Annotated in this window: 7 protein-coding genes and 1 pseudogene; 5 read left to right on the top strand and 3 right to left on the bottom strand. The window is 43.8% G+C overall.

The features are described 5' to 3' along the window. The 3 genes from JWQ54_RS27035 to JWQ54_RS27025 form a co-directional block, all read left to right on the top strand. Window positions 1-1,231, top strand: a 1,231-nt coding sequence (locus tag JWQ54_RS27035; RefSeq protein WP_299591007.1) for a TolC family protein, incomplete at its 5' end; no start/stop codon positions are given. A 10-nt stretch (window positions 1,232-1,241) separates the two neighbouring features. After that, entirely contained in the window at window positions 1,242-4,418 is a 3,177-nt protein-coding gene (locus JWQ54_RS27030) for an efflux RND transporter permease subunit (protein WP_299591006.1), read from the top strand. Window positions 4,419-4,433: 15 nt separating this feature from the next. After that, window positions 4,434-5,522 carry an efflux RND transporter periplasmic adaptor subunit gene (locus tag JWQ54_RS27025; protein WP_299591005.1) on the top strand — a complete coding sequence of 363 codons (1,089 nt, stop codon included), beginning with the start codon at window positions 4,434-4,436 and terminating at the stop codon, window positions 5,520-5,522. Between the two features lie 175 nt (window positions 5,523-5,697). Here JWQ54_RS27025 and JWQ54_RS27020 read toward each other — a convergent pair whose 3' ends face one another. Next, window positions 5,698-6,393 carry a molybdopterin-dependent oxidoreductase gene (locus JWQ54_RS27020; protein WP_299591004.1) on the bottom strand — a complete coding sequence of 232 codons (696 nt, stop codon included), beginning with the start codon at window positions 6,391-6,393 and terminating at the stop codon, window positions 5,698-5,700. Window positions 6,394-6,407: 14 nt separating this feature from the next. Then, a complete protein-coding gene (locus JWQ54_RS27015) occupies window positions 6,408-7,412 on the bottom strand; it encodes an LLM class flavin-dependent oxidoreductase (RefSeq protein ID WP_299591003.1) in 1,005 nt (334 codons plus the stop codon). A gap of 171 nt (window positions 7,413-7,583) precedes the next feature. On the opposite strand from JWQ54_RS27015, the pseudogene JWQ54_RS27010 reads away from it, so the two are divergent. Beyond that, window positions 7,584-8,338 (top strand): annotated as a pseudogene (locus JWQ54_RS27010) (EcsC family protein). A 114-nt stretch (window positions 8,339-8,452) separates the two neighbouring features. On the opposite strand, the gene JWQ54_RS27005 reads toward JWQ54_RS27010, so the two are convergent. After that, window positions 8,453-10,456, bottom strand: coding sequence for an HRDC domain-containing protein (locus tag JWQ54_RS27005; protein WP_299591002.1), 2,004 nt, complete (start codon window positions 10,454-10,456; stop codon window positions 8,453-8,455). 849 nt (window positions 10,457-11,305) lie between these two features. Between JWQ54_RS27005 and JWQ54_RS27000 the strand changes: the two genes are divergently transcribed. After that, window positions 11,306-14,826: beta-ketoacyl synthase N-terminal-like domain-containing protein (locus JWQ54_RS27000; RefSeq protein WP_299591001.1), on the top strand; the 3,521-nt coding region annotated here is incomplete at its 3' end.

Raw genomic sequence — 14,826 nt, 5'->3', positions numbered from 1 at the left:
TACCAGCGCCAAAAGGGATGGTCTGCCTGATCTTACTTTATCAGCCCAGCAGGCATATGGAACTATAAACGGTTTAAATGGGCTGCCTTCCGGCTTGCCAGGGTTAGTCGCTACTACTGCAGGGCCTGTTACGGCTTCACAAAACTGGAATGCCGCCTTTGGCTCACTCTCTTTAACGAATATCAACTGGAACATTTTCTCCTTTGGACTTCAGAAGGCCCATGTTGCAGAAGCCAAAGGTATTTATGACCGGGATGCGGCAGATCTGGAACAGGAAAGGTTTCAGCAACAGGTTAGAGTTGCCGGGGCATATCTTAACCTGCTGGCCGCCCAGCGGTTGCGCTACTCTATGGATGTCAATCTGTCGCGTGTTTCTCAACTCAGAGATGTGATCATGGTTAGGGCGGTAAACGGTTTAAATGCCGGTGTTGACAGCACTATTGCCAATGCTGAACTTTCCAAAGCACGCATAGCAGTTACTGATGCCATTAATTATGAACAAAACCAGGCAGCTAACCTGGCGATACAATTAGGAACAAATAATCAATCATTTTCTTTAGATAGTACTTATATCAACCAATTACCTACCAGGCTGCCGGGACAACCCATAGATAACATATCCAATAATCCGGAATTGAAATTTTTAGCGGCGAGAGTAAAAAGCAGTGATCTTTCCGCCAAATTCATTTCTAAAACAAGTTTGCCGAAAGTATCCTTTTTTGGTGTTCTGCAGGATAGAGGATCTGGTTTTGGAACCGGCTATAACCCAAATGGTCCGGGCAGTTATAGCCAAAGTTATTTAAACGGCATTGAGCCGGTTAGAGGAAATTACCTGGTAGGCGTAGGCTTCACCTGGAATTTAACTGATCTCGGAAGGGTGGCATCGAGGGTAAAAAGCCAGCATTACCTATCCGATGGATTGACCAATGAATATCACTACCTCGAAAATAACCTCAACAATCAGTTGAAAGAAGGTAATAAGCAATTAGCAAATGCGCTGCAAAAATACCACGAAGCACCTATCCAGTTAAAAGCAGCCGGCGATGCCTACGAGCAGAAGAAGACTTTATATAGCAATGGCCTTACAACCATCGTTGATGTTACCCAAACCCTGTACAATTTGAACAGGGCGGAAACAGACAGGGATATTGCCAGTACTGGTGTTTGGCAAGCGTTGCTTTACATGTCTGGATCGTCAGGTAATTTCAATTTATTTATTAATCAATTTTAAAACAATAGTCATGAACCTGATTCAATTTTCATTACGAAAACCAATAACGATTATCGTTTTAATCATTGGCATTGTGTTGATGGGCATTATAGCTGTCACACAGATCAATATTGACATTTTTCCTAACCTGAATTTGCCAACGATCTACGTTTCCCAGCCTTATGGAGGAATGTCACCACAGCAGATGGAGGGATTTGTATCCACAAATTACCAGAACCTTTATCTATATGTCAGCGGGATCAAATCCATTGAAACAAACAATATCCAGGGTTTGAGCATTTTAAAGCTCAGTTTTTATGACGGCACCAATATGGCGCAGGCTGCGGCTGAAGTCACCTCGCTTACCAACCGTGCATTTGCAGAAATGCCGCCAGGAACGCCGCCGCCAATTATTATCCGTTTTGATGCCTCAACCTTACCGGTTGGCCAGCTGACGATCAGCAGTTCCAAACGTACTAATAATGAGCTGCAGGATTTGGCCAGCCTTTATGTAAGGCCTAATTTTTCAAAGATCTCCGGGCTGACTTCTCCGCCTCCTATCGGGGGTAACGTACGTACGGTTGTAGTTAAAGTGGATCCTGACCTGATGCGCAGTCACAATGTGACACCAGACCAGGTTACTGCTGCTATAAAAGATAATAACCGCATATCTCCTGCCGGCACAGTTAATATAGGACGCACGGCTTACCTTACTCCCTCAAATACCGTCCTTCAGCAGATAAAAGACTTTGAAAACATCCCGCTAGTATATCAGAATGGCGCTACCATATACCTGAAAGATGTTGCAAAGGTGGAAGACGGGGCTGATATTACGAGTGGTTTTGCTTATATCAATGGTAAACGGTCAATTTATATTCCGGTTATCAAAGGTTCAAGCGCTTCCACCTGGTCAGTCGTGCAGAGCCTGAAAAAGGCAATTCCATCCATGCAAAGCCTTTTACCCCCGGATGTTTCTCTGAAATTTGAGTTTGATGAATCCGTTTATGTAATCAATGCTGTAAAAAGTCTCATTAGTGAAGGGGTTACAGGCGCTATCCTGGCCGGATTAATGGTGCTGCTCTTCTTAAGAGATCGCCGGAGCGCCTTTATTGTTGTCGTCAACATCCCGCTTTCTGTAATTATTGGCACCTTAGTGCTGAAACTTTTCGGGCAAACACTCAATATTATGACGCTAAGCGGCCTGGCATTAGCCATTGGTATTTTAGTGGATGAATCTACCGTTACAATTGAAAATATACACCGGCATATGGAAATGGGTAAAAAGAAGGCCCGTGCCATTGCAGATGCCTGTGAAGAGATTGCTTTACCAAAATTGCTGATCCTGTTAAGTATTCTGGCGGTTTTTGCTCCGGCATTTTTTATGACTGGTGTCCCCCAGGGCATGTTTCTGCCGCTATCCATGGCTGTAGGATTCTCTATGATCGCGGCGTTCTTGTTGTCTCAAACCCTCGTTCCGATATTATCAAACTGGATCTTAAAAGTTCCGGACCATAACGTTGAATTACCGGAAAAAGAGCACAAACCAACCCGGTTTGACCGTTTTAAAGAGCGTTGTGTACAAATGGTACAATGGATGATGAAGCGCAGCCGGGTAAGCGTAGGGTTTTATGCAGTTATTTCCATTTTCCTTATAGGTTTATGTGTGTCCATTATCGGTAAGGATATCCTGCCTAAGTTAAACAGCGGTCAGTTCCAGGTACGTATCCGGGCTCCCGAAGGCTCCAGGCTTGAACAAACCGAGCAAACAATGCTGCAGGCGCAGCAGGTAATGTATAATACGGTGGGGCAAAAAAATGTAGAGATCATATCCGCCTTTGCGGGACAGCATCCTTCATCTTTTCCAACCTTGCCGGTCATCCTGTTTATGAGTGCTTCCAATGAAATTGTAATGCAGGTAAACCTCAGCGCAAATTATAAAGTGAATATACGTGACGTGAAGGAAAATCTGCGGATCGCCCTGCACAAAGCGATGCCTGATGTAAAATTATCTTTTGAGCCGATAGATCTGACGAGTAAAATTATGAGTCAGGGCTCTTCAACGCCTGTAGAAATTGCCGTGATGGGTAAAAATATTAAGCAGGATAAGCAATATGCAGATTCATTGATCACGCAATTACAGCAGATCCCCTTTTTAAGAGACGTTCAGCTGAAGGAACAATTAAATAGCCCTGCAATTCATATCAATATTGATCGCGATAAAGTCAAACAAATGGGCCTGATGATGACCGATGTCAGTAATTGTGTCACAGAGGCCACATCGTCCAGCCGTTTTACGGATAAGAATTTATGGCTGGATGAAAAAAACGCAACATCTTATGACGTGCAGGTGGAAGTACCGCAGACAAGTGTAGGCAGTATAGCCGATCTTGCAGGGATCCCCATTTTTAAAGACAAGCCAAGACCTGTGCTTGGAGATGTAGCTACACTCACGATGGAACCTGTTGTTGGTGAATATGACCGCAAGGGCCCGGTAAGGTTTCTGTCCATCGTTGCTAACGTATATAAAAAAGATCTGGGCTCTGTTTCCGTTGCCGTAAATAAAGTGTTAAAGAATACGGGCCAACCGCCAAGGGGAGTTTCTGTTGAAGCCAGGGGATTAACCATTTTACTGGACCAGACATTGAGCAGCCTTCAGTTCGGTTTAGTGATTACCATCGTCATCCTTATGTTGATGCTGGCGGCAAATTACCAGTCTTTTCCATTAGGCTTTACAGTAATCACTACCATCCCAGGTGTTTTGGTCGGTTCACTGCTGATCCTGCTGGCTACCGGTTCAAGTCTTAACCTGCAATCTTATATGGGAATAATTATGTCTGTAGGGGTTTCTGTATCTAATGCCATCTTACTGGTCACCAACGCAGAACATATCAGGTTAAGTGGCAAAAATGCTATGGAATCGGCCATTGAGTCAATGGAGCTTAGGTTAAGACCAATCCTGATGACCACCATAGCCATGATCGCCGGCATGATCCCAATGGCCTCGGGTTTGGGAGAAGCAGGCGATCAGACAGCTCCGCTGGGACGAGCTGTAATAGGGGGGCTGATTTTATCAACTTTCGTATCCTTATTTATTCTCCCTGTCATTTTTTACATGATCAGGCGTAACTCTCCTGTTCATCCGGTTTCATTGGATCCTGATGATAAACTGAGTGTTTTTTACGATCCTAAAACTCAATTATCAGAATAATCAAAAATAGAAATCATGAAATCATATCATTTTATTATATGCCTGCTGATCGCAGGTCTGCTGGCATCCTGTCAAAGTAACCAACAGCCAACAACTGTATCTCATCCAACAAGTATCCCTGTTTTTGCCCTCAAAAAAGGCACTCTTAATACAACTATGAGCATGCCGGGCGTACTCCAGCCTTATCAAACGGTTGACCTGTACGCCAAAGAAAATGGCTTTATAAAAACAATGACTGTTGATGTTGGTAGCCAGGTACACAAGGGACAATTACTGATGACGCTTGATGCGCCGGAAATGACGGCAGCTCTCACCCAAAGCCAGGAAGATCTGCATACTAAAGAAGCTATTTACAGGGGCAGTAAAGCCAATTACGACAGGCTATTAAAAACAAGTAAAACGCCGGGAACCATATCACCAAATGACCTGGACATGGCCCATGCCAAAATGAGTGCTGACAGCTCAGCCTTGCTTGCTTCAAAATCGGCCTATCAGCAATCAGCCGATTTAAAAAACTACCTGGAAGTAAGGGCCCCGTTTGATGGCGTGATCAGTTCACGCAATGTTTATCCTGGCGCTTATGTTACCCCATCAGACAAAAGTTCCAATAAATCAATGCTTACGCTGCAGGAACAGTCCAAACTGCGTTTGGTTGTTGATGTGCCGGAGGCTGCTATCAATTATTTTTCTAATAAGGATACCATTCATTTCTCGGTGAAAACCATACCCGGGAAACAATTTGCAGCGGTAGTTAACCGTATGGCCGGCAGCTTAAGCAATGAAATGCGGTCGGAGCAGATGCAAATGGATATACCCAATAAGACTAAAGAATTGCTGCCTGGGATGTTTGCCCAGGTAACATTACAGTTAACCAATGCTCAAAAGACCTTTATAGTACCCCAAAGTGCTGTCACCCAAAACTCCCAGCGCATATTTGTGATCCGGGTTTTGAATCACAAAGCCCAATGGGTGGGTGTGAAAAAAGGCAGGGAAACTACGGACAGCCTTGAGGTTTACGGGGATCTGAAAAATGGTGATTTCCTTATCAACAATGCCACCGATGAAATAAAAAGTGGCGCTATGGTCAACACTTCGGAAAAATAAACGATCAATCATTTTGTGTTTGAAAACAGAATGATCGTTTTATATCATATCGCTTTGAAAACTTGCGTTGCGGGTTCTTCAAAGCGATATTTTTTTAGATCAAACTCTAACTGTTTATATGTTCAGATAGAAACGCAGGGGAGTCTCCCGTAAAGTAACCGCTTCTTACCTGAAATCAATCACTGTACCGGTCGTTCCTCCAGGGGTACGCCGTATTTGAATAACCCCTGTCTTCCCAGAAACCCAATTTATTTTCAGTCAGGAACTCGATCCGCTTGATCCACTTGGAACCTTTCCAGGCATACAGCTGCGGGGTGATCATTCGGCAGGGGCCACCGTGTTCTTTTGCCAATGGCTGGCCGTCAAAAGTATGAACCAGCAATACATCCGGCTTCAGCGCTTCCTCCAGTGAAATATTGGTAGAATAAGTATCATAGCCATAGCACATGATATGTGTGGCCGTTTCCTTAGGATGCACCAAAGCTGCGAGATCCAGCAGGCTCACGCCTTTCCAGTGCAGATCCATTTTCGACCAGGTAGTAACACAATGAAAATCGGAAGTGTCTTTTGTTTGCGGCAGGTCCATAAAATCCTTCCAGCTCAGCTTAACGGGGTTTTCCACAGCACCATCAATTGTTAGCCGCCAGCGGTTAAGGGGAATATCCGGTTGATAACCCAGATCAAGCACCGGCCATTTGAAGGTGATGGTTTGGCCGATAGGCAAAGCTGGCATTCCGTGCCGGTTGGGTTTACCTGAACCTTTTGGTGCATCATCAGCTACTGAAGGCGTTTTCATTATCTTCTCCTCAAACCTTGCTTTGAGCTTCATTCTTGCCTCAATGATCCGGTTCAATTTATCCTGCTCTTCCATATCCTAAATTACGGTTATTTCAAAGCTTCCGCAAATAATCGGTAAGAATTCAATTTTGCTTTATGGTCAAAAATATGCGAGGTGGCCATTATTTCATCGATCCCTGTTTCCCTCACAAAATCCGTCATCATGGCTTTTACCTTTTCCTTCCCGCCGATAAATGAATAAGCCAGCATCTGCATAACGGCTTCCTCTTCATAAATGTTCCAGATCTCCTTCATACTTTCTACAGGCGGCGGCAGCAACTGCCTTTTCCCCGTAATCACCCCCATAAAGAATTGTTTTACCGAAGTCGCCAAATATTCGGCCTCTTCATCGGTATCAGCAGCAACAACATTTACACAGGCCATTACGTACGGCTTTTGTAACTGCGCCGACGATTTGAAGTCTTTCCTGTATAATTCAATTGCCTCCCTGAAATAAGCAGGTGCAAAATGACTGGCAAATGCATAGGGGAGGCCCTTTGCCGCGGCCAGCTTTGCACTGTCAGTACTTGAACCCAGGATCCAGATAGGTATATCAAGGCCCTCACCCGGAATCGACCTGACCTTGCCGTTTGCATTATTTGACGAGAAATATTTTTGCAAGCTCTCGACATCCTGCGGGAAATGGAATGAGGCATTCATATTCTCTCCGCGAATAGCCATTGCCGTTGTATGGTCGGTGCCCGGTGCCCTGCCCAGGCCAAGATCAATTCGTTCAGGGTACAATGTGGCTAAGGTGCCGAATTGCTCAGCCACAATTAGCGGGGCATGGTTAGGCAGCATGATCCCGCCCGAACCGACCCTTATCTTATTTGTATTACCTGCAATATACCCGATCAGTACCGATGTAGCCGAGCTGGCCACGTTCATCATGTTATGGTGCTCCGCAAACCAGTAACGTTTATAACCAAGCTGCTCAGCCTGCCTGGCGTTTTCAAGACTGTTATGATATGTGTCTGCAATGGAATGTCCCTCAACTACAGTTGCCAGGTCCAGCACGGAATAAGAAATGTCACTTAAAGACTTTGAACTCATGTTCAAAATTAAGGCTTATCTTTATAACACGATACCCGGTAAATATTATATGACCCTTGTTAAACATTTGCTGACCTTCCGGTTAGATGGCAGGAAGTTTAAGGTTGTCATCTTTTTCGCGGCAAAAATGGCGTAAGAGCATGGGCCGGCTGACAAGTAAATTTTTCAAGTATGATGACGGATTACGAAGCGAAAGCCCTTGATCAATTAAACTTATGGCAGCAAAGGATGCAAAAGAAGCCTTCTGTCTTAAACCGGATCGCAAAAAGCATCCAGGGTAAAATCAACGCAATCATACCGGAAAAGGTCCATACAGTGATAACTGATATCATCGAAAAAATGGTTAAAGCTGTTATTTTCGGTGTTAAATACACGACAAGTATAAACTGGCTGGTGATGCATCCTTACAATTGAGAGAAAGCTATATCAAACAGCAAATAAACTTTTATCAAAAAACAGCATCAGCTGAGGGGGCGGTAACAGGGGCAGGTGGAATATTGATGGGTTTTGCTGATTTTCCGCTCCTTATCGTTATAAAAATAAAACTACTTTTTAATATCGCTTCCCTTTATGGATTTAATGTAAAAGATTACAAAGAGCGGTTATACTTATTATATATTTTCCAGCTCACTTATTCCAGCCAGCAAAGGCGTAATGAAATATATCAGCTTTTAAATGATTGGGATGTATATAGCAGACAATTACCGGAAAGCGCAGCCGAATTTGACTGGCGCACTTTTCAGCAGGAATACCGGGATAATATTGACCTCGCAAAAATGGCCCAACTGTTACCGGTTATAGGTGCCGCAGTCGGTGCCATAGCAAACTACAAACTGATAGCACAATTGGGTGAAGCGGCCATGAATTGCTATAGAATGCGCCTGTGGTCACCTTCAGAATATTCCTTTATTGCTGTAAAAGACTAGTCTTTGCAATCCGGGTATTTTATCAGATCATCATGTTATATGTGTGATTAATAATGACTAAACTGTCTGCTCAAACGTGGTAAATGGAAATCCTCTGCAAAACATAATAGCTGATTAAAACAAACTTACTTGTTCTGTTTCCGGTCCCTTTAATTCCTGTTGATAGGAACGCACCAGGGTAATAAGTTCCGGACCATATTGTGCTGCTTTTTGAGGGCCGACACCTTTGATGGCACCGAGTGCTTTAATTGAGGGAGGGAGTTTTTCAGCGATAGCAGCGATTGTTTTTTCGGATAGCACCATGTTCGGCATGATCTTGTTTTTTTCGGCCGCCACATCACGCCAGCAAAGCAGCTGGTTAAAAAGTTTTTCGTTGGGTTTGGCATTTAGCGCCTTGACATAAGAATGGGATTGGTCGGCAGTCGTAATTGCCTGTGCGTTCTTTTTGATTTTAAGGTAAACGGAAGCGGTAAAGCTTTCTTTTGAAAAATGACCCATTAGGCTGAGCCGGGTCATCATCCATTGGATGAGCTGGTCTGCTTTGGCTGCCTTTTCATTTGATTTGCCAATGAGGCCGGGTAGCTGGTTATGCAGCATTTCTACGGCTTCCTTCAGTTTATCCTGGAAATAAGCTGCAGCTTTTTGAATACGTCCGACATCATTGGCCGGAAGCTTTCGCGTAAATTTCTCTGCTACTTCCAGGATCTCATTATGAAGGTTGGGGATAAGCTCTTCAAAACCATTATTTTTTTTCTTTAAGCCGCGAAAGTTAAATAGTTCGCTGAGCAGGAACTGCCGGTAAAGCTCGCGGTCGCGCTCAAGGCTTTGGATATCGGGCTGCAGGAGTTTTGCCCGTTCGTTAAAGTGGCCAACTGCAGGATCCCCGATGATATTATCCGGCGCTATGGGATTGCGAAGCACCATTCCAGACAGGCTGCGGCAACGACTTAGAGCCACATAGGCCTGCCCATGGGCGAAGGCTTCGCTCACATCTATGATGGCTTTATCAAAACTCAGGCCCTGGCTTTTATGAATAGTAATGGACCACGCCAGCTTTAAAGGAATCTGGGCGAAACTTCCGGCGTTGGTTTCACTGATCTGTTGGCCATCCAGCTGGTACTTGATATTTGTCCACTCCAGTGCCTGAACGGCAATCTCTTTACTTTCATTACCGCATTGAACAAAAACTGTATCACTTTCGATCCGGGTGATTGTTCCGATCTTACCATTATAAAAGAGCTTTTCGGAGGAGCTGTCATTCTTAACGAACATTACCTGCGCGCCGGTTTTGAGTTTTAAATGGGTCTCAGTTGGGTATGCATCTTTAGGGAACTCTCCGCGGATGGTAGCATCGAATTCATATTCCTGTCCCGGCAGCGCATCAACAAACTCCTTATTGACTTGCAGGGCAAGTGCATTATGGGTGGTTAGAGTAATATAGAGCTCTTCGGAGGGGGGGTGGAAGTCCGGCTGATGCCTGCCGTTCAGTACCTCCAGGTTTTTCGGGCTGATTGCCTGGTTTCTCACTTCGTTCAAAATGTCGACGAAGACCTGTTCTTTTTGGCGGAAAACATGGTCCAGTTCAATCCGGACATAGGCCGCTTTTTGCATGACATGGCTGCTGAAAAAATACGGGGTGGTATAATAACGGCTCAGCATCGCCCACTCTTCATCCCTGATTATCGGGCTGAGTTGGGAAAGGTCCCCGATCAGTAAAAGCTGCACACCACCGAAAGGGTGAACAGATTCTTTAACATTCCGCAGGATCAGGTCGATTTGGTCCAGCACATCAGGCCGTACCATACTTACTTCATCGATGATCAGCAGTTCTAAATCAGACAGCAAATCTTTCTTTTCAGCGCTGTAATGGAATTCCGGCTTTGCATTTCCTGATGGAATGATCGGGCCGAAGGGTATCTGGAACAAAGAATGGATGGTCATGCCCCCAGCATTGATCGCTGCTACACCGGTAGGGGCAACAACAGCCAGTTTCTTTTTGGAATCCTGGCGGACCTGTTGGAGGAAAGTTGTTTTGCCCGTGCCGGCTTTACCGGTCAGAAAAACGACCGTATTGGTCGATTCCACATAATCAAAAGCTAATTGCATTACCGGGTTCATCGGGTGTAAAGTTATACTAATATTTTTAGTTTTTTTACCTGTCTTTTGGTCTTAACTGTTGAAATTTTACTCTTTTGGGCGAAAACTCAGCGGAAACATGCTGGATCATAACTCATTAAACAAAAAATGAATGGATGAGGAAACGCTCCAATAAGAGCCTTTTGTAGGCAGATTTTGAAATTAAATATCAGCGGCAAAGGAATAGCCCGTCACTAACTCCGTGACTATCTGTATTTTAAAATATCTCCTTAATTAATTATTAACTTAATAAGTAATTCTCTATATTTGGTCATTAAACCTTTACACAATGGAATCACAAAAAACAAACATGGAATTTAATTCTATTCCATCGTTAGATAAAACTATCATCAATCAAATAAAAAACTTTACCTTTTGCGATACTGGCGGGCATTAACCGAAAGTAAAATCTGCTTTTTCTTAATTTTTTGCAATAGTTTATGCCATTTGGATCCCCGTTCTTTCATGCAAATTTTAAAAGAGAATTAATCAAAGACCTAGTAAAGCAGGTGGCATCTATTAATTAAAAATTAAAATACACGTAGCTGTGGTTTAATGCAAGCGTGTTAATATTGCACTTGACATTTGATATTGTATTATCTTGTATTGGAGTTATGTAAGCACTGTTATTTAAAAACAATTAGTTAAATTGTATTACAATAAAAAACCTTTAACCTTAACCTTATCCTAACCTATATGAAAATCATACCTCATATCAATCCTAAATAATAGTAGGATAATGGCTTTTGCAGTTTAAAAATCTTTTTAAAAGGTTCTGCTGTAAATAATTGTGTACTGGAAATAAATGTATAAACTCTATTATCTACTATTATGCAGGCAATTAACCTGGTTGATCTTTTAAAGCTCAGATCGGAAAAGTCTCCCGAAAGGACTGCCTATGTTTACTTAAAAGATGGAGAAGACCAAGCCGAGCGGTTTTCTTATTTATCATTATATAAACGGGTATTACACCTTGCCGGTTGTATTCAGAACGTTACCAAAAAGGGCGATAGGGTATTATTGATTTATAATCCCGGGCTTGATTACGTTGTTGCTTTTTTTGCATGCCTTTTTGCAGGTGTGGTGGCTATACCGGTTTATCCGCCGCGTAAAAACAGGTCGCTTGAAAGATTGGATGCTATAATAAATGATGCGAAGGCAAATCTGGTGCTTACCACCTCAAATGTTGCCCCAAACTTTGAAAAGCACGACAACAATGAAAGCAAGCTGCAGGCCCTTAACCGCATACTTTCTGACCTGGAAAAGGATGAACGCTGGCAGGATTATAAAGAAATAACTATTGACGAAAATTCAATTGCTTATTTACAATACACATCCGGATCAACCGGAAGCCCCAAAGGGGTAATGGTGACCCACAAAAATATTATTTATAACCTGCAGGACCTTGATGCTACTTATGAGCACAGCGAAAACAGTGTTATGGTTACCTGGCTGCCCATTTTCCATGATCTTGGTTTAATTTATGGGCTTTTACAACCTTTATACAACGGGTTTCCATGTTATTTAATGGCGCCCGCCTCTTTTATCCAGCGTCCGCTGCGATGGCTCGAAGCAATATCCAAATATAAGGGCACCCATAGTCCAGCCCCTAATTTTGCCTATTCTTTATGCTGTAAAAACACTACAACTGATCAGATTAAAGATTTAGACCTGAGTAGCTGGGAGATGGCCATGATTGGTACAGAACCGGTTAGGGTAGAGACAATAAGGGAGTTTTCTGAAAAATACAAACAATATGGTTTCAGGCCCGAAACATTTACCCCGGCCTACGGTCTGGCTGAGTCTACGCTAAAAGTATCCACTGTTCACAAAAGTAAGCCGGTAACCTTCCTGTCCGTTAATTCTGCTGCCCTCGAAAAGAACCTGGTGGTTGTGATGAAGGATGGTGAACCGGGCTCTCAATATTTTGCAGGGCATGGCTCGTATGTGCTGGATACAAAAATAATTATTGTTGACCCGGAAACAATGGAGCTTTCCCAACCGGGGTGTATTGGTGAAATATGGATTGGTGGCCCCACCTGTGCCCTGGGATACTGGAAAAGAGAAAAGGAAACGGAAGAGGTATTTAAAGCCCGGTTAAAGGGCAGTGGCGAAGGGCCTTTTTTAAAGACAGGCGACCTGGGCTTTTATCATAAGGGTGAGCTTTTTATTACCGGGAGGTTAAAGGATCTTATTATAATAAGAGGGCTGAACCATTATCCGCAGGATATTGAAGTGACTGCCGAAAAAAGCCACCCTGCATTAAAACAGGACGGCGGCGCAGCCTTTAGTATAGAGGTGAACGGAAAAGAACAACTGGTAATTGTGCAGGAAGTTAACCGAGGGCATCTTTCAAAATTAGATCCTGAAGAAGTATTTACTGCTATCAGGAGGCAGGTTTCTTTAAACCATGACTTGCAGGTTTACGCCATTTCCTTACTGATGCCTGCATCACTGCCCAAAACATCAAGTGGCAAAATACAGAGAAAGGCCTGTAAACTGGCATTTACAGATAGCAAGCTGACAATTGTTGCAGCGTGGGTAAACAATACGCCTGCCATTGATTTGTTAAACGAATCTGCAGTTGAATCAGACAAAAAATCTGTTGATGGTAAAACCATTGAAGCCTGGATAACAGCTTTGATGGCAAAAGAAATGAACTTAAGCCCGGCAGCGATAAAAGTAACAGATACGTTTGAAATGATGGGTATGGACTCCTTGTTTGCTGCTGAGATGACAGGTGCTTTGGGCAGCCTTCTTTCGCGTAAGCTGGAAGCTACCCTGGTTTACAATTATCCTACGATCCGTGCGTTGGCCAATTATTTATCAACGGATGAACAATTAATTGCAATAACAGGCAAGCAGGAGAAAAATTTAAATGGGTATAGCCCGATAGCCATAGTAGGAATGGGTTGCAGGTTCCCTATGGCCGATGGCCCCGATGCTTTTTGGGAGTTATTGAAGCAGGATGTAAGTGCTGTTAGAAAACTGCCTGAAGGAAGGTGGGAAGAAGCTGACCTGGAAAAAATTGTTGAAGACAAAGCCATTCTTGATACCATTACCTGGGGCGGGTTTTTAAATAAGCCGGAAGAGTTCGATCCTTTATTTTTTGGTATCTCGCCACGCGAAGCCTCAGCAATGGATCCTCAGCAAAGGCTGTTGCTCGAAGTGGCATGGGAAGCATTGGAGAATGCCGGAAAGTCACCATCTGATTTGCCCGAATATAAAACAGGCATTTACATTGGGATCAGTAACAACGATTATCAGCGGATCCAATCAAATTCTGTAACCCGTTTCGATCAGTATGCAGGCACTGGAAATGCCGCAAGTATTGCTGCCAACAGGATTTCCTATTTTTTAAATCTTAAAGGGCCAAGCATGTCAATTGATACAGCTTGTTCGTCCTCTCTCGTATCAATCCACCAGGCTTGCCAAAGCTTACGTACCGGGGAAATTGATACTGCCCTGGCAGGAGGCGTAAACCTTATTTTAAGCCCCGAACTGAGCGTTGTATTTGCAAAAGCGGGTATGCTGGCGCCGGATGGCAAGTGCAAAACTTTTGATGCTACCGCTGACGGTTATGTAAGGGGTGAGGGTTGCGGAATAATTGTTTTAAAAAGACTGGAAGATGCCATTGCGGATGGCGACAGGATCCAGGCAGTTATAAAGGGAACAGCTATAAACCAGGACGGGCGGAGCAATGGTATTACCGCGCCAAATGGTCCTTCGCAGGTAAGGGTTATCCGGCAGGCTTTAGCCAATGCAGGTGTAAACGCTGCACAGGTATCTTATTTGGAAGCGCACGGCACTGGCACGGCTTTGGGCGACCCTATAGAAGTAAATTCATTTTCTTCTGTTTTGCTTGAAGGAAGACAGAATGAAAACCCATGCATGGTTGGGTCTGTAAAAACACATATCGGTCACCTTGAATCTGCTGCGGGTATTGCAGGTGTTATTAAATTGATACTTGCATTGCAACATAATGAAATTCCCCCGCATATAAATTTCAGCAGCATCAATCCATTAATTGAGTGGGACGATAACCGCCTGAAAATTGCCGCTAAACAAACAAGATGGGATTTTAACAAAGGAAAACGGATAGCTGCTGTAAGTTCTTTTGGCTTTGGAGGGACCAACGCCCATGCAATAATTGAAGAAGCACCAGAAGTTGCTAACCCGATTCCGGAACCAACAGAATATATTTTACCGATATCTGGACGTGATTTGGGAAGCTTGCGGGAGTTGGCGGAGCGATATGTAAGCTATTTGGGGGGAGCTGGCGGAGCGGTGGAGTTGAGCTCAGTATGCTATACGGCGGGTGCGGGCAGGGGCCATTTCAGCCACCGGCTGGG

This window comes from Mucilaginibacter sp., assembly GCF_028288225.1.
Taxonomy (GTDB): domain Bacteria; phylum Bacteroidota; class Bacteroidia; order Sphingobacteriales; family Sphingobacteriaceae; genus Mucilaginibacter.
The sequence above is the reverse complement of the archived record's forward strand: the minus strand, read 5'-3'. Positions and strand labels throughout refer to the sequence as shown.

Excerpts from the sequence above, each read along its gene's own strand:
- JWQ54_RS27015 (WP_299591003.1), bottom strand. The coding sequence starts at position 7,412 with ATGAGTTCAAAGTCTTTAAGTGACATTTCTTATTCCGTGCTGGACCTG.
- JWQ54_RS27020 (WP_299591004.1), bottom strand. The coding sequence starts at position 6,393 with ATGGAAGAGCAGGATAAATTGAACCGGATCATTGAGGCAAGAATGAAG.
- JWQ54_RS27030 (WP_299591006.1), top strand. The coding sequence starts at position 1,242 with ATGAACCTGATTCAATTTTCATTACGAAAACCAATAACGATTATCGTT.
- JWQ54_RS27005 (WP_299591002.1), bottom strand. The coding sequence starts at position 10,456 with ATGAACCCGGTAATGCAATTAGCTTTTGATTATGTGGAATCGACCAAT.
- JWQ54_RS27025 (WP_299591005.1), top strand. The coding sequence starts at position 4,434 with ATGAAATCATATCATTTTATTATATGCCTGCTGATCGCAGGTCTGCTG.